We start from the raw sequence: 17,992 nt of genomic DNA, 5'->3' as shown, positions 1-17,992 counted from the left end.
CCCGCCGGTGTGAACCCGGTCCTCCCACGGCCGCGCCCGGGGGTGGCCGGCGGGCCGGGGTGTTTCGGGGCGGACGGGTGTCCGGTGGGCGGCGTAACCTGCTGCTCATGTGCGGCCGATACGCGACGACGAAGAGCAACGCCGACCTCAGCAGGCTGTTCGAGGCCGTGGACGTCGCCGAGCCGCTGCGTGCCAGCTGGAATGTCGCCCCCACCGATCCGGTGCCGTTGGTGCGCGTCTCCACGGAGCACGAGGGCCGGGTGCTCGACACCGCCCGCTGGGGTCTGGTGCCGCACTGGGCGAAGGATCTGAAGGCCGGTGCCCGCATGATCAACGCCCGCGCCGAGACGGTCACCGAGCTGCGCTCGTTCGCGCCGTCGTTCGCGAAGCGGCGCTGTCTGATCCCGGCCGACGGCTGGTTCGAGTGGGTCCGCGACGGCAAGGAGAAGCAGGCCTTCTACATGACCCCGGCGGACTCGGGGCCGCTGGCCTTCGCCGGTCTCTGGTCGGCCTGGGGCCCGGAGTCGGTTCTCACCTGCAGTGTGATCACCACGGCGGCGCTGGGCCACCTGACGAAGGTGCACGACCGGATGCCGCTGATCCTGCCGGCCGCCCGCTGGGCCGACTGGCTGGCCGGTGGCGGCGACGCCGAGCGGTTGCTGCAACCGCTCTCCGAGCGGGATCTGGAGGCCATCGAGGTACGCCCGGTGGGCGCCGCCGTCGGCAATGTGCGCAACAACGGTCCCGAGCTGATCGAGCCGGCCGCGAATATTACGCTTTTTTGAACTCTCCGAGATCAACAAGAATATTTGTCGGGATATGTAGCGATTCTAGACTGACAACTTTCTTTCCAGATCGATAGACCCCTTGTTCTGATCTTGTAGCTTGCGGTACAAACCAGCGCCGGAGTGGTGCTGGACCGTAAGGTGCGGCCCGGCCGCCACATGCAGTTCCGGTCCCACGGGGGAGGTGGGCTGATGACACGCGCACGCATGCCGCGTCCGCACGAGGTGGCTATCGCGCGACGCGACCCGCGACTGCTCGAGGCGATCGCGCAACGACGGTCCGATGAGGCCTGGCGCACACGGGGCGCCTGCCGTGCGGTCGATCCTGAGACGTTCTTTCCCGCGCCGAACGAGCCGTCGGGCGGCGCCGTGGCTCTGTGCGGGACCTGCGATGTGCAGGGCCCATGCCTGGCCTGGGCACTCCAGGTCGGCGACTGCCACGGGGTCTGGGGCGGCACCACGCCACGGGAACGCCGGGCCATGCTCGTCGCCTGGCGGGAGCGGATCCAGGCGGACGGCGAGGCGGTCGACGACTCGCCGGACGACGAGGATCGCCGTCTTCTGACCCTCATACCGGTCAGTCGCTGATAGAACGGAGCGCGTGTCGCGCTCCGAGATGACGCTGGAAACCCCACGCGGCCCCGCCGCCGCGGCCGTCACCGACCCGTCCGGGCCGGCGCGCGGTCTGCTCGTCCTCGGCCATGGTGCCGGGGGCGGTGTCGACGCGCCCGACCTGGTCGCGGTGCACGACGCGGCGGTGGCGGCCGGCGTGCGGGTCGCCCTGGTCACCCAGCCGTACCGGGTGGCCGGCCGGCGTGCGCCCGCTCCGGCCGGGCACCTCGACGAGGCCTGGGTCTCGGTGGTGGGCGCGTTACGCGTACCGGAGCTGCCGTTGATCGTCGGTGGGCGCTCCAGTGGTGCGCGTGTCGCGTGCCGGACCGCGACCACGCTGGGCGCCGCGGGGGTTCTCGCCCTGGCTTTTCCGCTGCATCCGCCGGGCAGGCCGGAGAAGACCCGGGCGGGGGAACTGCCGGAGACGGTGCCCACCCTCGCGGTGAACGGGGACCGCGATCCGTTCGGCGTGCCGTCACCCGGAGGGGCCGTCGAGGTGGCCGTACGCCCCGGCGCTGTGCACGATCTGCGAAAGGATCTTCCCGGCACCGTGGCGGTCGTTCTGGAGTGGCTGCGCCGCCATTGCTGGGCGCGCTGAACGGGCGGAGGGAATGCACCGGCCCGTAGCGGACGTTATCCAGCTGGAAAGACGTCAGCGGAAGGGGTTTGCCAGTGGGTGCCGGTGTCGGAAGCGTCGAGCGCGACGGCCGGGAGGCGGACCGGGTGCGGGACCTTCTGGGTTCCCCCGAGTGGCCCGCGGTGGAGACGGCGCCGGTGGCGCGGTCGGTGAGCGTCAGCACACCGGCGGTTTTCGAGAGCGTTACAGGGGCACTACCCGTATCCTCGGCGGGGCGGTCGAGGGGAGATTCCAGGGTGGCCCAGAAGGAACGGACCGAGGAACGCCGGGCGCGTTTCGAGCGTGAGGCGTTGCCGTTCGTCGATCAGTTGTATGCGGCGGGGCTGCGGATGACGCGCAATCCGGCCGATGCCGAGGATCTGGTGCAGGAGACGTTCCTCAAGGCGTTCTCCGCGTTCCACCAGTTCGAGCAGGGCACGAACCTCAAGGCCTGGCTCTACCGGATCCTGACGAACACGTACATCAACTCGTACCGGCGTAAGCAGCGGCAGCCGGTGCAGGCGCCGACCGAGGAGATCACCGACTGGCAGCTCGCGTCGAGCGAGTCGCACACGTCGCAGGGTCTGCGGTCGGCCGAGACCGAGGCGCTGGACCGGCTTCCGGACAGTGACATCAAGGAAGCGCTCCAGTCCCTGCCGGAGGACTTCCGGCTCGCCGTCTACCTCGCCGATGTCGAGGGTTTCTCGTACAAGGAGATCGCCGACATCATGGGTACGCCCATCGGCACGGTCATGTCCCGGCTGCACCGTGGCCGGCGCAACCTGCGCAAGCTCCTCGAGCAGTATGCGGTGGACCGGGGCATCACCCGGACCGCGACCTCCGAGCCGCAGGGGGCGTGACGACATGGGCCACGACGAGAACGAGCACGACACCGACTGCAGCATCGTCCTCAGCGAGGTGTATCTCTATCTCGACCTGGAGTGCTCCGAGGACCGGCGGCAGCTGATCCAGAAGCACCTGGACGAGTGCTCCGGTTGTCTGCGCGAGTTCGGCATCGAGCACGAGGTCAAGGCGCTGGTCGGCCGCTGCTGCGGCGACGAGCGGGCGCCGGTGGAGCTGCGCGAGCGGCTGCGCAGCAAACTCGGTCAGCTGGAGACCCAGACCGAGACCAGGGAATACCTGCCCTGATCGAAACCGAAAGGCCCGGCGGATCGCCGGGCCTTCTCGTTTCAGCTGTTGGGGCGCTTGCCGTGGTTCGCGCTGCTCTTCTTACGGGCCTTCTTCTTACGGGCCTTCTTCGCCATGTCGGCTCTCCTGTCCCTGGTGCTTGAACTCGCTGCCGATCGTAATGGGCGCGTCCGGCCGGGCAGGACTCGCCCGCACCCCAACCGTGGTTTGATGGCGTCACCGACAGCTGACGAGGGAGGCACTGACCATGGCGGACGAGATCCGTGCCGAGATGGTGGCCAATGTGTGGAAGGTCGTGACGGCGCCCGGCGCCACCGTCGCCGAGGGGGACACGCTGGTCATCCTCGAGTCGATGAAGATGGAGATCCCGGTGATCGCCGAGAGCGACGGCACGGTGTCGCAGCTCGCCGTCAACGAGGGTGACGTGGTGCAGGAGGGCGACCTGATCGCCGTGATCTCCTAGGGTCTAGTCCCGGCGCCAGCGCAGCAGCGACCGTCCCCTTCCACGCTGGCGGGGGACGGCCGGCACGCGCAGGGTGGCCGCGGCCAGCTCCCGGGTGGGCCGGTCCAGGCCGGGTGCGGCCAGGACCAGCTCGGCCACCGCGCGGGCGGACGGGCCGGAGGCGGCCTCGGTGAGCCGGCCGGCCACCACGGCGGCGATGTCCCCGCGGGCGTCCGGGTCCACCCACGCGTAGGCGACCAGGGCGAACATCGCCGCCTGGGTCACCCGGTCCACGTCGCCGTCGAGCAGCCCGAGCAGCAGTCGCCGGCGGCTCGACTCCGGCCACGGTTCCTCGGTCCCGTGATGCAGCAGGCCGAGGCAGGCCCACACCTCCAGACCGTTCTGCTGGTCCGGCCGGGCCGTCTCCGGGTGCGCGAGCAGGGCCAGCAGTTCCCAGGGCTCGACCAGTACCAGGCCCAGGGCCCGGTCATAGGCGCCCGGCGGATGCGGCCACGTCTGCCCGGCGACCCGCTGGAGGCGGCGCAGCGCGTCCGCGGACGGCTCGGCGTTGACCGGGGCGCGGCCCGCGGGCAGCGGCGCGCCGGCCGGCAGCCCGCCCAGCCACGGGATGTTCCGGCAGCACTCCTCGAGATCGGTGTGCTCGTGCGCGTCGTCCGGGTGGTCCCGGATGAAGTCGGCCAGGTCGACCAGATGCGCCACGTCGCCGTCGGCGCGGTATCGCAGCCGGTGGGCGGTGTGCACCACACAGTCGAAGGCCGGATCGCGTTCCAGGGCCAGCTCGGTCCAGCGCAGTGCCTCGTCCAGCCGGCCCAGGTCGGCCAGGGTGGCCGCGACGTCGGCGTAGACCGAGAGGTCGTCGGGGTCGTAGGCGACCGCCCGGCGGAGGGCGGCGAGCGCCTCCGGCATCCGGCCGGCGCTGCGCAACGCGTACCCGAGCCAGATCTCACCGAGTTTGGACGGCTGCGCGCGGGCGCCCCGTCCGGCCCATTCCACCGCCAGGCGGACCTCGCCGAGCCGCCGCGCCAGCGCCGAACCGGCGCCGAGCAGCATGGCGTGCTCCCCGTGCGCGGCGACGGCATGCCGGACCACCGCCAGGTACGGCCGCAGCGGCCCCACGGTCTCGGTGGGCGCCGGGTCGCCGACGGCGGTGCAGAGGCGCATCACGGTACGGGCCAGCTGCCCCGGATCGATGCGGGCGCCGAGGGCCGGTTCCGCGACCCAGGGCACGCCGGCCCAGTCGAGCGCCGGATCGTGCCCGCTGGCGGCGGCGAGCAGCGGCAGGCCCTCCTCCGGGCGGTCGGCGGCGGCGAGCAGGTGGGCCCGGGCGGCGAGCCGGCCGACGGACGCGTGCGGCTCCGCCGGGAAGAGGTCGAGCCCGCCGCCGGGTGCCGCGGCCAAGCGGCTGAGCAGCTCATGAATCTCGGGCAGGGTGGGCGTGTGGGCCAGTGCCGCGGCGAGATGACCGGCGGCGGCATGGGTCTCGCCGGCGTCCAGGGCGGCGCGTGCGCGCGCGAGGTCACGGCGAGCCGGGGGGCGGGAATCCACGAGTGAAGACCCTAGGGGAAGTGGGCCAGATTGTCAGTCCTCGTGTTTGCTCATTCGTGCACGAAACCTTGACCAACTAAGCTCTTTCTTGCAAGACTGCGCACAGATTGCGCATTAGGCGCGCGAGAAGGGGAGGAACACGTGACACAGCGAGGCCTGGGGATGTCAGAGGACATCGCGGAACAACCCGCCGGTTTCGCGCGGCTGCTCGAGTCCGGCCCGTCCGCGGCGATCGCCGAGGTCGCCGCCGAGGTCGTCCGCCGGGCGCCGCGCAGCGTTCTCTTCGTCGGCCGCGGCACGTCCGACCACGCCGCCCTCTACGGCGCCTACCTGGCCGAGATCCGCCTCGGGCTGCCGGTGGCGAGCGCCTCCCCGAGCGCGATCACGCTCTACGGCGCCCGGCCCGACCTCACCGGCACCCTGGTCATCGGGGTCAGCCAGAGCGGCGGCTCGGCCGACCTCACCGGCGTGCTGAGCGTGGCCCGGGAGACCGGCGCGCTGACCCTGGCCCTGACCAACAACCCCGACTCCCCGCTGGCCCGGGCCGCCGAGCTTTCCGTCGACGTGGTCGCCGGGCACGAGCGGGCGGTCGCGGCGACCAAGACGTACACCGCCGAACTGCTCGCCCTGCTGATGCTGGTCGAGGGCATCCGGGCCGGCGACGGCCGGCTGCCCGCCGAGGAGCGCGCCGCGCTGGAGAAGCTGCCGCAGCTCGCCTCCGACGTACTGGCCGACCGGTCGGCCACCGAGCTGGCGCAGCGCTATCGGTTCGCCTCCAGCCTCGTCACCACCGGGCGCGGCTACGCCTACCCGACCGCCCGGGAGGCCGCCCTCAAGCTCATGGAGACGTCGTACCTGCCGGCGCTGGCGTTCTCCGGCGCCGACCTGCTGCACGGGCCGCTCGCCATGGCCGATCCGGACGTCCCGGTCCTCGCCGTGGTCGGCGACGGGCCCGGTGGCCGGTCGATGCGCGACGTGGTGGCCCGGCTCGGTGAGCGCCGCGCCGACGTGGTCACCATCGGTGGCTCGGACGTCGACGGCGCCTCGGGCCGGCTCACCGTCCCGTCCGTCGACGAGCGTTACGGCCCACTGCTCGACATCCTGCCGTTGCAGCAGCTCGCGCTGGCCCTGTCGCTGGCCCGCGGCGAGGACCCGGACGCGCCCCGGGGACTCAAGAAGGTCACCACGACCCTTTAGAAACACGGGCATGGCAGGCTGGGACGGTGTCCACCCTGCGCGATCTCGTCGAAGAACACACCAGCCTCGGCCCCGCCGACATCGACCACCTGCACCGGATCGCCGGTGACTGGCAGCTGCTGTCCGACCTGTCCTTCGCGGATCTGCTGCTCTGGGTGCCGATCAAGGGCGAACCACGCCGGCCACGGGAGTTCCTCTGCGTCGCGCAGGTGCGGCCGACCACCGCGCCCACGGCGTACCAGGACGACCAGGTCGGCAAGATCGTCGGCGGCCCGGAGGTGGCCCACCTCGACGTCGCCCTCACGCAGGAGCGCATCTGGCGGGAGGGCGACCCGGTCTGGTACGGCGACACCCCCGCCCGCCACGAGGCCATCCCGGTCCGGCTGCGCGACGCCACCGACCTGGAGGAGGCGCTCAGCGAGGTGATCGCGGTGATCGGCCGGGACACCAACCTCAGCACCGCACGCACCCCCAGCCAGCTGGAACTCAACTACCTGACCACGGCCGACGACCTGGCGCAGATGGTGGCGGACGGGACGTTCCCGCCGCCCCGCCTGCCCGGGGAGATCACCTCGGCACCGCGGGTCGGTGACGGCCTGATCCGGCTGGACGCCTCCGGCAAGGTGACCTACGCCAGCCCCAACGCGCAGTCCGCCTACCGCCGGCTCGGCTTCAACGCCCACCTGGTCGGCGAGGAGCTGGCCAAACTGTCCAGCCGCCTGTCCGGCGACCCGCTGGAGGGCAACGACGCCGCCGAGCGGATCCTGTCGTCGCTGCGCGGCGAGTTCCCGGCCCGGATGGAGGTGGAGGCGCGTGGGGCGACCGTGCTCACCCGGGCGCTGCCGCTGTTGCCCGCGGGTGTGCCGATCGGTGCACTCGTCCTGGTCCGGGACGTGACCGAGGTGCGCCGCCGGGAGCGGGCGCTGATGACCAAGGACGCCACCATCCGGGAGATCCATCACCGGGTGAAGAACAACCTCCAGACGGTGGCCGCGCTGCTGCGCCTGCAGGCCCGCCGGGTGGACGCCCCGGAGGCCCGGATGGCCCTGGAGGAGTCGGTGCGCCGGGTCGCGTCGATCGCCCTGGTCCACGAGACCCTGTCGATGTCCAGCGACGAGGCGGTCGAGTTCGACGGCATCGTCGACCGGGTCGCGTCCGCCGCCACCGAGGTGGCCACCACCGGCTCCTCGGTGAAGATCCGCCGGGAGGGCACCTTCGGCGTGCTGCCCGCCGAGATCGCCACCTCGCTCGTCATGGTCCTCAATGAGTTGCTGATCAACGCGGTCGAGCACGGCTTCCCGGCCCCGGACGAGGAGGCCGAGGAGCTGGTGGCCGCCCCGCCCCTCGGCGGCGGGGGTGAGGTCGTCGTCTCCGCGCACCGCTTCCGCAAGCAGTTGCACGTCACGGTCGCCGACAACGGGCGGGGCCTGCCGGAGGGCTTCAAGTTCGAGGGCAGCAACCGGCTCGGCCTGCAGATCGTGCGGGCGCTCGCCACCGGGGAGCTGCGCGGCAGCATCGAGCTGCGCAACCGGGCCGGTGGCGGCACCGAGGCGGTCCTGGTCGTACCCCTGGGCAAGCGCTAGGACCGGTTTCGTAGGGCGGCCCGGCCGCCCTGCGGAACCGGGGCGTCAGCGGCCGGGCTTGCGCTCCAGCAGCACCAGGGTGCCCTTGGTCTTCTTGAAGATGTCGATCTGGCGGTAGTCGGATTTCAGAGTGGGGCCGATCGGGCCGACGTCGTCCAGCGGCTCGCCCGTCTTCCACTGCCGGAAATACCAGACCCGGGGCGCCTTGCCGAGACAGGCGGCCGGATCGGCGCACTCCACCGCGGCGAGCTGGCCCACCTCGGCGGACGGGGTCTGCAACAGGATGTCGACCGGGCGGGTCTTGTCGCGCAGCTGGTAATCCATGCCGGCGCGCAGCGACCAGTTGCCCAGAGCGGCGTAGACGATCACGTCGCCGGGCTGCTGATTCTTCGTGACGACCTTCGCCAGGGCCCGGAAGTCGGCGCCCATGTGGGTGGCCGGCCCGCGCAGGTCGAGCTGGTCGGGGACCGCGGTCGCGGCGACCAGGACGAACACCAGCAGGCTGCGGAACCGGAGGCCGCGCAGCGCGGCGGCGGCGCACAGGGTGATCGCCGGGAGGACGAACAACACATACCTCGGCACCCAGACCGAGTCGGTGACGAACGAGACGCCGATCAGCGCCACCGGCGGGATCACGGCCAGCACGCCCAGCTCCCGGATCAGGGCATGGTCCGGCCAGCGGGCGGCCAGCGCCAGCCCGATGAGCACCAGGCCGCCGATGGTGGCGCCGAACATCGCGCCCGGCGCGGCCAGCACGGTGTCCAGATTCATCTCGGCGATCCAGGCCAGCTGCCCGCCCCGCTGGGTGGCGCCGAGATAGACGAACGGCAGCACCGGCAGCAGCGCCACGAACGTCACCGGGAACCAGGCGAAGAGCGCCCGGTCGCGGCTCAGCCACCAGCGCGACACCACGATGTAGAAGTGGCCCGCCAGCATCAGCAGGGCGAAGATGTGGGCCAGGCCGGTCAGCGCCACGGTCAGCCCGTAGAACGCCCAGCGCTTCTTACCGGGCCGGTCCAGCGCCAGGTAGAGCAGCAGGGTCGCGGTGGTGGCGAAGAGGAAGGCCAGACCATACGCCCGGGCCTCCTGCGCATAGCGGCTCAGCTGCGGGACCGCCACCAGCAGCAGCGCGGCGAACAGGCCGACACCCGGGTTGAACAGCCGGCGGCCCAGCTCGCCGGCGACACCGACACCGATCGCGACCGCGAGCAGCGACGGCATCCGCATCGAGATCTCCGAGTCGCCGAAGACCGCCGTCCAGTAGTGCAGGAACATGTAATACGGCGAGATCACGCCGTCGAAGTGCCCGGCCTGGTCGACGATCTGTGCCGGCGTCCGCTGACTGACCAGCCAGCTCGCGTTCTCGTCCCACCCCAGGGACGGGTTGCCCATCCGGAAGCGGCCGACGAGCAGCATCAGCAGGGCCGGGATCAGCGACGGGGCCAGCGCCCAGAGGGTCGCGGTGGTCGGCACGCGACGGGGCGCCGGGCCGGCCAGAGTCCGGGACGGCGAGTCGTCGCTCAGGGTTTGAACAGCCATCTCCGACTTTCGACGTGCGTCCGGTGAGTGCGAAGGGAACCTTACCGGGCGGTGGTCGATGGATGAGAACCCGGAGACGGGCGGGCGAACGACGAGGTGCGGTTGACCACACTCCCGGAATCTGGACCTCTCTAGCCGACTTTACGTTCCCGTGAGAGTCTTATCGACATGACCGCTGCAGTTGACCGCCGCTTCGTGGCCCGCCGCCACGTGGACTACGGCCGTGTCCGCAGCGCGATGTGTCCGGCTTCCTGACGACGCCCGATTTCCCGTTCGGGTGTGCGACCGCCGGGCCCGACTCCTGACACAGACGTCACGAGCCTCCGCAAGGGCCGTGGGCGGCAACGCGCGCCCACGAAACCCGGAGGAACGCCGAAATGGCGCCCAGCAACACTCCCGCTGCAAGGCCGGCCGCCCGCCCTCGTAAGGCGCGCGGCGAGGGTCAGTGGGCGCTCGGACACCGCGAGCCGCTCAACCCGAACGAACGCAGCAAGAAGGACGACAATCCGCTCAACGTCCGCGCGCGGATCGAGAACATCTACGCGCACGGCGGCTTCTCCTCGATCGACCCGGCCGACCTGCGTGGCCGTTTCCGCTGGTGGGGGCTCTACACCCAGCGCCGGGCCGGGATCGACGGCGGGCGTACCGCGGTTCTCGAGCCGGAGGAGCTGGAGGACGAGTACTTCATGCTCCGCGTCCGCTGTGACGGCGGCTCGCTGAACCTGGCACAGCTGCGGACCATCGCCGGCATCGCCACCGAGTTCGCCCGCGACAGCGCCGACATCACCGACCGGCAGAACATCCAGCTGCACTGGATCCGTGTCGAGGACGTGCCGGAGATCTGGCGCCGGCTCGAAGCCGTCGGCCTGCAGACCACCGAGGCGTGCGGTGACTGCCCCCGGGTCGTGCTGGGCAGCCCGGTCGCCGGCATCTCGGTCGACGAGGTGATCGACGGGACCCCGGCGATCGACGAGATCGTCAAGCGGTACGTGGGCAATCCCGCCTACTCGAACCTGCCCCGCAAGTTCAAATCGCAGATCTCCTGGCTGGCCGACGGGCCGTACCAGGTCAACGACATCTCGTTCGTCGGCGTCGAGCACCCCGACCACGGCCCCGGCTTCGACCTCTGGGTCGGCGGCGGCCTGTCCACCAACCCGCGGCTGGCCGAGCGGCTCGGCGTGTGGGTGCCGCTGGCCGAGATCCCGGACGTCTGGGAGGGTGTCGTCGGCATCTTCCGGGACTACGGCTACCGCCGGCTGCGGCACCGCGCCCGCCTGAAGTTCCTGCTCGCCGACTGGGGCGTGGAGAAGTTCCGCGAGGTGCTGGAGAAGGAGTACCTCGGCCGCGCGCTCATCGACGGCCCGGCGCCCGACCTGCCGGAGAAGCCGATCGACCACATCGGCGTGCACAGGCAGAAGGACGGGCTCAACTACGTCGGTGCGGCGCCGGTCGTCGGGCGGTCCTCGGGTGAGCAGCTCACCAGGCTCGCCGATCTGGTCGAGAAGCACGGCTCGCAGCGGGTGCGGCTCACGGCGTACCAGAAGCTCCTGGTCCTCGACATCGCCGACGACCAGGTGGAACCGCTCGTCGAAGGCCTCCGCGCCATCGGGCTGGAAGCCCGGCCGTCGGCGTTCCGCCGCGGCACCATGGCCTGTACCGGCATCGAGTACTGCAAGCTCGCGATCGTCGAGACCAAGGCGCGCGGCGAGGAACTGGTGGCCCGGCTCGAGGACCGGCTCAAGGGCTTCGACGCCGACCTGTCGATCCACATCAACGGCTGCCCCAACGCCTGCGCCCGCACCCAGGTCGCCGACATCGGCCTCAAGGGCCAGCTGGTGATGAACGCGCACGGCGAGCAGGTCGAGGGCTTCCAGATCCACCTCGGCGGCGCCCTCGGCATGGCCAAGGGCGAGACCGCCGGCTTCGGGCGCAAGGTCCGCGGTCTGAAGACGACCGCCGAAGAGCTTCCGGAGTACGTGGAACGCGTCGCCCAGCACTACCTGGACGGCCGGGACGGCTCCGGCGAGACCTTCGCCGACTGGGTCCTGCGCGCCGACGAGGAGCTCCTGAAATGAGCGAGACCCGGCAGCCGCCCATGTACTGCCCCTACTGCGGCGACGAGGACCTCCGCCCCAACGAGGCCTCGCACGGCGCGTGGGAGTGCCGGTCCTGTGTCCGTGTCTTCTCCGTCAAGTTCATCGGCCTTCTGAACAAGGGAGTGAGCAGCAAATGAGCAGCCTCCTCAACGCATCCGGAATGGGCCTGATCGATCTGGGCGGGCCCGTCGTCAGTGCGGACCCCGAGCGCCGTAGACCCGAAGAGCTGAAGGCTCTCGCCCTGGCCGCGGCGGAGGCGCTCGAGGGCGCCCCGGCCGAGGAGATCGCCAAGTGGGCGACCGACACCTTCGGCGAGCGGTTCTGCGTCACCAGCTCGATGGCCGACGCCGTCGTCGCCCACCTCTTCTCCCGGGTGTCGCCCGGCGTGGACGTGGTCTTCCTCGACACCGGCCTGCACTTCCCGGAGACCCTCAAGGTCCGGGACACGGTCATCCGCACGATGAACGTGAACGTCCGCTCGATCCGGCCCCGCCTCACCGTCGGCCAGCAGGACGGCGAGTACGGTCCCCGGCTCTTCGCCCGCAGCCCCGACGAGTGCTGCTTCCTGCGCAAGGTGGAGCCGCTGGAGCGCGCGCTCAGCGGGTACGACGCCTGGGCCACCGGCCTGCGCCGCGACGAGTCGCCGACCCGTGCCAACACGCCGGTCGTCGCGTTCGACGCGAAGAAGGGCAAGGTGAAGGTCAACCCGATCGCCGCCTGGACCGAGGACGACGTCAACGCGTACATCAGCCGGTGGAACGTGCCGGTGAACGAGCTGTTCAAGAAGGGCTACGGGTCGATCGGCTGCTGGCCGTGCACCCGGCGCACCAAGGCCGGCGAGGACCCGCGCGCCGGACGCTGGGCGATGTTCGAGAAGACCGAATGCGGTCTGCACGTCTGATCCCCCGGTCGCGGCCGGCCGTGGTCCTGGTGGCCCACGGCAGCCGTGATCCGCGGGCCGCGGCGTCGACCGAGGCGCTGGCCCGTGCCGTCCGCCGGGATCGGCCGGAGTGGACGGTGCGCGCGTCGTACCTCGACCACGCCGGCCCCCGGCCGCTGGACGTGCTGGCGGCCCTGCCCGGCGGTTCCCGGGCGGTGCTGGTGCCGCTGCTGCTGACCGCCGCCTATCACGGCCGGGTGGACCTGCCCGCGGTGATCCGGGACGCCTCGTCGCTGCCGGTCCGGGTGACCGCCACCGACGTCCTCGGGCCGGCCTCACCGCTTCTTCTCGCCGCGGTCACCCGGCGGCTGCCCCCGGACGGGCTGGACGCCGTCGTGCTCGCCGCCGCCGGCACCCGCGACGACACCGCCCGCGGCACCATCGGGGACGCCGCAACGGCGCTGGGACGCCATCTGGGGCTGCCGTCGGCGGTCTCCTGTGCCTCCGGGCCGGGGGAGCGCGCCGACGAGGCCGTCCGGCGGCTCCAGAGGGCCGGAGCGCGCCGGGTCGGGATGGCCGCCTACTTCCTCGCGCCGGGGCTCCTGTACGACGCGTCGGCGCGGGCCGCCCGGGAGGCGGGCGCGGTCGCGGTCGCCGAGCCGCTGGGCGATGCACCGGAGCTGGTACGGCTGGTGGCCGCCCGGGCCGAGTCGGTCCTCTCCGGGTCGCTCGCCACCGCCGCCTGACCCCGCGCCCCGCTGGTAATTCCCGCCCGCGGCCGCGGCCGCTCCTCGCCGCCGCCTGACGCCGCGGCCCGCTCGTCACTCCTGCCGGAATCCGCGGCTTGCTCGTCACTCCTGCCCGAGTCCGCGGCCGGTCCTCGCTGCCGCCGGAATCCGCGGCTCGCCCGTCGCTGCTGCCGGGGTCCCGGTTGGTTCCCAGCGCTGTCTCAGCGCCGCTGAGACAGCGCTGGAAACCAGCCGGATCTTCCAGCCTCTCCGGGCGGGTTCGGGGCGGCAGCGGGGCTCTCAGGCCGTTGCTGAGAGCTGGCTGTCAATATTCGCGTGCCTGTGTCGCTCTGGGTAACGATCACTCTGCGCTATGCGATGATCCGGCGCTGATTGGCGCGTGAGAACGGCGGTCCATTGCGGAGTGTGCGGGAGTGGCGACGCAAAGCGTCAGTGGCGGCATTTCGAGATCATTAAGGGCGCCGCACCGAAACGTACCGTGATCGAATTACCGCACAATGGAGTGGCACGCACTGTGAGGACTCCGAAACAGCAAGACGCCCCGGTGCCGTAAGGCCCGGGGCGTGAATGCTGTGTGGGGGATTGATTTCAGGCGGTAGGAGCTCCGACCCGCAGGCCGCCGCGACGCTTGACTGCGCGCCGCTCATCTTCGCTCATCCCGCCCCATACGCCGGCGTCCTGTCCAGACTCGAGTGCCCACGAGAGGCATTCCTCGGTCACCGGGCACCGCCGGCACACGGCCTTGGCCTGCTCGACCTGCAGGAGCGCCGGCCCGCTCGTCCCGATCGGGAAGAACAGTTCGGGGTCCTCGTCGCGGCAGATCGCATCGTGACGCCAGTCCATGGCGGCAAACTCCTTGTTTCGGATGGGGTAATGAAAACAGTGCTGTTTACCTATATGCGAGCGCAGTGGTCGGCGACGGCTTGTGCCCGTACGCTCACCGGTGCGTCAGCAAGCTTTTGTTGTTGGCGCCGTTCTGCGCTTCTTGATTAGGAACGCGCACATGTGGCAACCGGTTACTTCTTATCGCTTGTGAATGCTTTCACGAACTCACGCGATGTCAAGGGTAGCGCCGGAAGTTTCTCCCGGTGGGTGAGCTGGCTCACGCACCCATATGTCCGGTTCCGCCGCTGCTGCCAGAGCCGGTTGACGAACGCTCCCATCAATGTAGTACGGTCCCGGCCACTTCGCAGACCTTTTGCCCGTGTTTCTGTAACGGATCGTGAGCACCTGTCCGGAACAGGTACCCCGGAGTCAGCAGATCACACGTAGCGCAGAGGGAACGGACACGAAGTGCACCTTCTGCCGCTCCCCCAGGTAGTCGCCGTCCAGCTGGAATGCCTGGGGCCGGGCCGCCACCACGGTGAACTCGGTGATGTCATGTAGACGTAAGACCTGTTTACCTCGCGGATCACCCGCTCGCCACGCGAGTTGTGTCACGGTGCGCGCGCTGCCCGCGATCGTCAGCCGTGGCAGCGCCACCACATCGAGCCCGGAATCGAACGAGGCGTCCGGATTCAAATGGACAGGACGGTCACCGACGTACGTCCAGGGCGCGGTGTTCTGCACGATCACCGTGCTCAGCTCCGTGTCCGGGGTCTCACCGGGACGCTCCAGCGTCAGCGGCGGATTCTTCCGGTCCGTCCCCAGGAAGAACTGGCTCGCCGTCGACCGCATGTACAGCGCCGGGGTCGACGTGCGGCCCCGTAGCCGGGCCTGCTCCACCCGGCGGATCGTCGCCGCGTCCCAGCCCAGTCCGGCCGTGAAGGTGAAATACCGGTCGTCGGCCCGGCCCAGGCCGATCACCCGGTGCCGGCCGTCACGCAGCCCGTCCAGGATCACGCTGGTCCCCTCGGCCCAGTCGCGGGGCATGCCGAGCGCCCGGGCGAACACGTTCGTCGATCCACCCGGTACCACGGCCAGTGCCGGAAGTCGGTCCGCGATCGGGCCCCGCAGATCGGCGAGTGCGGCCGGCGCGGTCAGCAGACCGTTCACCGCCTCGTTCACGGTGCCGTCACCGCCCAGCGTCACCACCACGTCGACGCCGCTCTCCGCCGCGTCCCGGGCCAGCTTCGTCGCGTGACCGCGCCGCTCCGTGTAGCGCACCGAAAGTTCCACGGCGCTGCTCAGTGCCCGCACCAGTACGTCTCGGCTGCGCTCCGTGGTGGTCGTCGCCCGGGGGTTCACCACCAGCAGTGCGCGCATGCGCGGACTGTACCCGCCGGCACCCGATAAAGCTGCCGTATCGTGCAGCCGTGACCAGCGCTCCCACCCTCGACTGGGGGGTTCGGCTGCTCTACCTGCAGAGCGCCGGGCTCGCCGTGCTCACGGCGTACCTCATCGTCCTTGATCTGACCCGCGGTGAGGTCGTCATCGCGATCGCCGTGTCGCTCACCGTGATGGCCGCCCTCGCCGCGGCCGCCGTCTTCCTGGTCGCCCGGGCCCTCGCGCGGCGGTCGGTCCGCGCCCGCGGGCCCGCCGTCGTCGTGCAGCTGTTCCTGCTCGCCACCGGCGGATTCCTGGTGCAGTACGGAACGCTCTGGGCCGGTGTCGCGTTGCTCGTTCTCGGCGCGGTGACAGCCGCACTGATCCTCGTTCCGCCCAGTAGTCGAGCGTTGGGCGTCGATTAACGGGTCTCCGGAAGCCGATCTGGGCCTACCCTGGACGGGTGACCGGCTCAACGGTGCGCCCACCCGCCTATCAGCAACTGGCGGACGAGTTGCGGGCGGAGATCACGTCCGGCCGTCTCCAGCCGGGCGAACGTCTCCCACCCGAACCTGAACTGTGCGTCAAGATCGGCGTCAGCCGCAGCACGGTCCGGGAGGCGCTGCGCCTGCTCGCCAGCCAACATCTCATCGTCACCACCCGGGGAGTCACCGGCGGCAGTTTCGTCGCCCATCCCGACGCCGAGCAGCTCGCCGACGGGCTCTCCACCGGGTTCGCCCTGCTCACCCACTCCGCGGTCATCGGTCTCGCCGACCTGCTGGAGCTGCGGCGCGCCCTGGAGGTCCCGGCTGCCGGGCTGGCCGCCGTCCGTCGCGAGGAAACTCATCTCACCGAGCTGCGCAGCGCTCTCTTCGATCCCGACATCGACGACTTCGACACCATGCTGGCCGCGCACTCGTCCTTCCACCGGGCGATGGCCAAGGCGAGTGGAAACCCGCTGTTCGAGCTCGTGGGACGGCCGCTCTACCAGGCCAGCTACGGGGAGGACGTGATCGGGTCACTTCCGGAGGGGTACTGGATCCGGATCGACAGTGATCACCGGGCGATGATCGAGTGCCTGGCCGCCCAGGACGCCGACGGGGCCGCCCGCGTGGCCGGTGCGCACATCGACTACATCTCGGACGCCGTCCACTGACGGTGTCCGAGAGTGATCGCGATCAGAACTCGGTGCGCCGCGTGAGCAGGCGGATGGTGGCGTGCCGGCCGTTCGCCTCGGCGGCGGCCGAGGTGGTCAGGGCCGTCAGCACCTTCCAGGCGAAGGACGACTCCGAGGGGAGGCGGGCGCCGCGGACGGTGGCCACGGTCACCTCGACGGTGAGGGCGTCGTCGGTGACGGCGAAGCGGCACTCCAACTCGGCGTTGCGGGTGGCGATGGCCAGCAGCATGGCGCACGCCTCGTCGACGGCGATGCGCAGATCCTCGATCTCGTCGAGGGCGAAGTGCAGGCGGGCCGCCAGGCCCGCGGTGGCCGTCCGGAGGACGCCCAGGTAGCCGCCGTCGGCGGGCACGGTCAGCAGTACGACGTCGTCTCCGACATCCGGCTCCGTCAACTGGGTCACCGACCCCTCCTCCCGATGCAGAGACTGTAGCGGCTGAACGGCGCGACCGGGTGGTTCACCCGGCCGCGCCGTCGGCGGCGGACGCTCGGTAAGGAGCGGTCAGGCCTGCTTGGTCTCCCAGAAGATCTTGGAGATCTCCTCGATCTTGCCGAGCAGCTGGTCGGCCACGGCCGGGTCGACCTGGCCCTTGGCGCCCGCGGCGCCGGCGAGCTTGGTGGCCTCGTTGAAAAGCTGGTGCAGGTGCGGGTACTTCTCGAAGTGCGGGGCCTTGAAGTAGTCGGTCCACAGCACCCAGAGGTGGTGCTTGACCAGCTCGGCGCGTTGTTCCTTGATGAGGATCGCGCGTGTACGGAACTCGGGGTCGGTGTTCGCCTGGTACTTCTCGGCGATGGCCTTGACGGACTCGGCCTCGATCCGGGCCTGGGCCGGGTCGTAGACGCCGCACGGCAGGTCGCAGTGGGCGCTGACCACGGTGCGCGGGGTGAGGAAACGCGGAAGTCGCATCAGGACTCCTCCATAGAGTTTGCGATGATCCGGGGTTGACACTACCCCTTACGCCCATGCGGTAACGCGACGGAGGCTTGATGCCGTGCGGTGGCAATTACCACTGTTCGCCGTACTCGTCCGGGGTCCTTCGATGGTCCCGACACTGCGGGCCGGGGACGCTCTGATCGTCCGGCGCGGCGGCCGGGTGCGGCCCGGTGACGTGGTGGTGGCCGAGTTCCGCTCCCGGCCGGGTCTGCTGGTCGTCAAACGGGCCGCCGCCGAGCGTGACGGAGGGTGGTGGCTGTTGGGTGACAACACATTCGTCCAGGACGATTCCCGTGCTCACGGCGTCGCCGATGTCATCGGGCGTGTGATATTTCGCTACTACCCGAGACCGTTCCGGTTACGTTAGTGTCCTCTGATCCCCAGCGCACACCCGCGCTGGAGGTGGTTGTACCGGGTGATCCCCGCATCGCACCGCGGTTTCCGGCGCATACTCGCGACCGG

General features: G+C 70.7%; 22 protein-coding genes. 15 read left to right on the top strand and 7 right to left on the bottom strand.

Annotated elements, in window-relative coordinates; all coding sequences use genetic code 11:
- Positions 1 to 107 precede the first annotated feature (107 nt).
- From BC793_RS09285 to rsrA, 5 genes are all read left to right on the top strand, one after another.
- Positions 108 to 785 (top strand): SOS response-associated peptidase, encoded by a 678-nt coding sequence (locus BC793_RS09285; RefSeq protein WP_109591259.1) that lies wholly within the window; start codon positions 108 to 110, stop codon positions 783 to 785.
- Positions 786 to 977: 192 nt separating this feature from the next.
- A complete protein-coding gene (locus BC793_RS09280; RefSeq protein WP_109591497.1) occupies positions 978 to 1,373 on the top strand; it encodes a WhiB family transcriptional regulator in 396 nt (131 codons plus the stop codon).
- A gap of 28 nt (positions 1,374 to 1,401) precedes the next feature.
- Positions 1,402 to 1,995, top strand: a complete 594-nt coding sequence (locus tag BC793_RS09275; protein WP_109591495.1) for an alpha/beta hydrolase family protein — start codon at positions 1,402 to 1,404, stop codon at positions 1,993 to 1,995.
- Between the two features lie 74 nt (positions 1,996 to 2,069).
- On the top strand, positions 2,070 to 2,873 hold the full coding sequence (locus BC793_RS09270) for a sigma-70 family RNA polymerase sigma factor (protein WP_109591257.1): 804 nt from the start codon (positions 2,070 to 2,072) through the stop codon (positions 2,871 to 2,873).
- A 4-nt stretch (positions 2,874 to 2,877) separates the two neighbouring features.
- A complete protein-coding gene (rsrA, locus tag BC793_RS09265; RefSeq protein WP_109591256.1) occupies positions 2,878 to 3,162 on the top strand; it encodes a mycothiol system anti-sigma-R factor in 285 nt (94 codons plus the stop codon).
- A gap of 41 nt (positions 3,163 to 3,203) precedes the next feature.
- Here the strand turns inward: rsrA and BC793_RS52770 are convergent, their stop codons facing one another.
- The gene (locus BC793_RS52770) at positions 3,204 to 3,278 is read right to left on the bottom strand and encodes a 50S ribosomal protein bL37 (RefSeq protein ID WP_369752275.1); all 75 of its coding nucleotides are present in this window, start codon (positions 3,276 to 3,278) and stop codon (positions 3,204 to 3,206) included.
- A 125-nt stretch (positions 3,279 to 3,403) separates the two neighbouring features.
- On the opposite strand from BC793_RS52770, the gene BC793_RS09260 reads away from it, so the two are divergent.
- Complete coding sequence (locus tag BC793_RS09260) at positions 3,404 to 3,625, top strand: biotin/lipoyl-binding carrier protein (protein ID WP_203896054.1); 222 nt, start codon at positions 3,404 to 3,406, stop codon at positions 3,623 to 3,625.
- A 3-nt stretch (positions 3,626 to 3,628) separates the two neighbouring features.
- Here BC793_RS09260 and BC793_RS09255 read toward each other — a convergent pair whose 3' ends face one another.
- Entirely contained in the window at positions 3,629 to 5,170 is a 1,542-nt protein-coding gene (locus tag BC793_RS09255) for a tetratricopeptide repeat protein (RefSeq protein ID WP_109591253.1), read from the bottom strand.
- 162 nt (positions 5,171 to 5,332) lie between these two features.
- Between BC793_RS09255 and BC793_RS09250 the strand changes: the two genes are divergently transcribed.
- Together BC793_RS09250 and BC793_RS09245 are read left to right on the top strand one after the other, a co-directional pair.
- Positions 5,333 to 6,367 carry an SIS domain-containing protein gene (locus BC793_RS09250; RefSeq protein WP_109591251.1) on the top strand — a complete coding sequence of 345 codons (1,035 nt, stop codon included), beginning with the start codon at positions 5,333 to 5,335 and terminating at the stop codon, positions 6,365 to 6,367.
- A gap of 26 nt (positions 6,368 to 6,393) precedes the next feature.
- Entirely contained in the window at positions 6,394 to 7,950 is a 1,557-nt protein-coding gene (locus BC793_RS09245) for a sensor histidine kinase (RefSeq protein WP_109591249.1), read from the top strand.
- 45 nt (positions 7,951 to 7,995) lie between these two features.
- Here BC793_RS09245 and BC793_RS09240 read toward each other — a convergent pair whose 3' ends face one another.
- Positions 7,996 to 9,489 (bottom strand): glycosyltransferase family 39 protein, encoded by a 1,494-nt coding sequence (locus BC793_RS09240; RefSeq protein ID WP_109591248.1) that lies wholly within the window; start codon positions 9,487 to 9,489, stop codon positions 7,996 to 7,998.
- A gap of 377 nt (positions 9,490 to 9,866) precedes the next feature.
- On the opposite strand from BC793_RS09240, the gene BC793_RS09235 reads away from it, so the two are divergent.
- From BC793_RS09235 to BC793_RS09225, 4 genes are read left to right on the top strand one after another with little or no spacing between them, the layout of a single operon-like run.
- Positions 9,867 to 11,564 carry a nitrite/sulfite reductase gene (locus BC793_RS09235; protein WP_109591247.1) on the top strand — a complete coding sequence of 566 codons (1,698 nt, stop codon included), beginning with the start codon at positions 9,867 to 9,869 and terminating at the stop codon, positions 11,562 to 11,564.
- Positions 11,561 to 11,722 (top strand): hypothetical protein, encoded by a 162-nt coding sequence (locus BC793_RS50200; RefSeq protein ID WP_170167214.1) that lies wholly within the window; start codon positions 11,561 to 11,563, stop codon positions 11,720 to 11,722. The genes BC793_RS09235 and BC793_RS50200 overlap by 4 nt, the downstream gene beginning before the upstream one ends.
- On the top strand, positions 11,719 to 12,486 hold the full coding sequence (locus BC793_RS09230) for a phosphoadenylyl-sulfate reductase (protein WP_109591246.1): 768 nt from the start codon (positions 11,719 to 11,721) through the stop codon (positions 12,484 to 12,486). The genes BC793_RS50200 and BC793_RS09230 overlap by 4 nt, the downstream gene beginning before the upstream one ends.
- Positions 12,468 to 13,211 (top strand): sirohydrochlorin chelatase, encoded by a 744-nt coding sequence (locus BC793_RS09225; RefSeq protein ID WP_109591245.1) that lies wholly within the window; start codon positions 12,468 to 12,470, stop codon positions 13,209 to 13,211. The genes BC793_RS09230 and BC793_RS09225 overlap by 19 nt, the downstream gene beginning before the upstream one ends.
- A gap of 591 nt (positions 13,212 to 13,802) precedes the next feature.
- Here the strand turns inward: BC793_RS09225 and BC793_RS09220 are convergent.
- Positions 13,803 to 14,057, bottom strand: coding sequence for a WhiB family transcriptional regulator (locus tag BC793_RS09220; protein WP_093619131.1), 255 nt, complete (start codon positions 14,055 to 14,057; stop codon positions 13,803 to 13,805).
- Between the two features lie 411 nt (positions 14,058 to 14,468).
- Entirely contained in the window at positions 14,469 to 15,419 is a 951-nt protein-coding gene (locus tag BC793_RS09215; protein ID WP_109591244.1) for a diacylglycerol/lipid kinase family protein, read from the bottom strand.
- A gap of 50 nt (positions 15,420 to 15,469) precedes the next feature.
- Here BC793_RS09215 and BC793_RS09210 point away from each other — a divergent pair, with 50 nt between their 5' ends.
- Together BC793_RS09210 and BC793_RS09205 are read left to right on the top strand one after the other, a co-directional pair.
- The gene (locus BC793_RS09210) at positions 15,470 to 15,844 is read left to right on the top strand and encodes a hypothetical protein (protein ID WP_109591242.1); all 375 of its coding nucleotides are present in this window, start codon (positions 15,470 to 15,472) and stop codon (positions 15,842 to 15,844) included.
- A 38-nt stretch (positions 15,845 to 15,882) separates the two neighbouring features.
- Entirely contained in the window at positions 15,883 to 16,575 is a 693-nt protein-coding gene (locus BC793_RS09205) for a FadR/GntR family transcriptional regulator (protein WP_109591235.1), read from the top strand.
- 22 nt (positions 16,576 to 16,597) lie between these two features.
- Here the strand turns inward: BC793_RS09205 and BC793_RS09200 are convergent, their stop codons facing one another.
- The gene (locus BC793_RS09200) at positions 16,598 to 16,999 is read right to left on the bottom strand and encodes an ATP-binding protein (protein ID WP_109591233.1); all 402 of its coding nucleotides are present in this window, start codon (positions 16,997 to 16,999) and stop codon (positions 16,598 to 16,600) included.
- A 99-nt stretch (positions 17,000 to 17,098) separates the two neighbouring features.
- Positions 17,099 to 17,503: a superoxide dismutase, Ni gene (gene sodN / locus BC793_RS09195; RefSeq protein WP_093619126.1), complete on the bottom strand. Its 405-nt coding sequence runs from the start codon at positions 17,501 to 17,503 to the stop codon at positions 17,099 to 17,101.
- An 85-nt stretch (positions 17,504 to 17,588) separates the two neighbouring features.
- Between sodN and BC793_RS09190 the strand changes: the two genes are divergently transcribed.
- A complete protein-coding gene (locus BC793_RS09190; protein ID WP_275416100.1) occupies positions 17,589 to 17,897 on the top strand; it encodes a S26 family signal peptidase in 309 nt (102 codons plus the stop codon).
- Positions 17,898 to 17,992 lie beyond the last annotated feature (95 nt).

This window comes from Actinoplanes xinjiangensis, assembly GCF_003148685.1.
Classification (GTDB): Bacteria; Actinomycetota; Actinomycetes; order Mycobacteriales; family Micromonosporaceae; genus Actinoplanes; species Actinoplanes xinjiangensis.
The sequence above is the reverse complement of the archived record's forward strand: the minus strand, read 5'-3'. Positions and strand labels throughout refer to the sequence as shown.

Excerpts from the sequence above, each read along its gene's own strand:
- BC793_RS09215 (WP_109591244.1), bottom strand. The coding sequence starts at position 15,419 with ATGCGCGCACTGCTGGTGGTGAACCCCCGGGCGACGACCACCACGGAG.
- BC793_RS09250 (WP_109591251.1), top strand. The coding sequence starts at position 5,333 with ATGTCAGAGGACATCGCGGAACAACCCGCCGGTTTCGCGCGGCTGCTC.
- BC793_RS50200 (WP_170167214.1), top strand. The coding sequence starts at position 11,561 with ATGAGCGAGACCCGGCAGCCGCCCATGTACTGCCCCTACTGCGGCGAC.
- BC793_RS09235 (WP_109591247.1), top strand. The coding sequence starts at position 9,867 with ATGGCGCCCAGCAACACTCCCGCTGCAAGGCCGGCCGCCCGCCCTCGT.
- BC793_RS09240 (WP_109591248.1), bottom strand. The coding sequence starts at position 9,489 with ATGGCTGTTCAAACCCTGAGCGACGACTCGCCGTCCCGGACTCTGGCC.
- BC793_RS09220 (WP_093619131.1), bottom strand. The coding sequence starts at position 14,057 with ATGGACTGGCGTCACGATGCGATCTGCCGCGACGAGGACCCCGAACTG.
- BC793_RS09285 (WP_109591259.1), top strand. The coding sequence starts at position 108 with ATGTGCGGCCGATACGCGACGACGAAGAGCAACGCCGACCTCAGCAGG.
- BC793_RS09275 (WP_109591495.1), top strand. The coding sequence starts at position 1,402 with ATGACGCTGGAAACCCCACGCGGCCCCGCCGCCGCGGCCGTCACCGAC.
- sodN (WP_093619126.1), bottom strand. The coding sequence starts at position 17,503 with ATGCGACTTCCGCGTTTCCTCACCCCGCGCACCGTGGTCAGCGCCCAC.
- BC793_RS09280 (WP_109591497.1), top strand. The coding sequence starts at position 978 with ATGACACGCGCACGCATGCCGCGTCCGCACGAGGTGGCTATCGCGCGA.
- BC793_RS09225 (WP_109591245.1), top strand. The coding sequence starts at position 12,468 with ATGCGGTCTGCACGTCTGATCCCCCGGTCGCGGCCGGCCGTGGTCCTG.
- BC793_RS09230 (WP_109591246.1), top strand. The coding sequence starts at position 11,719 with ATGAGCAGCCTCCTCAACGCATCCGGAATGGGCCTGATCGATCTGGGC.
- rsrA (WP_109591256.1), top strand. The coding sequence starts at position 2,878 with ATGGGCCACGACGAGAACGAGCACGACACCGACTGCAGCATCGTCCTC.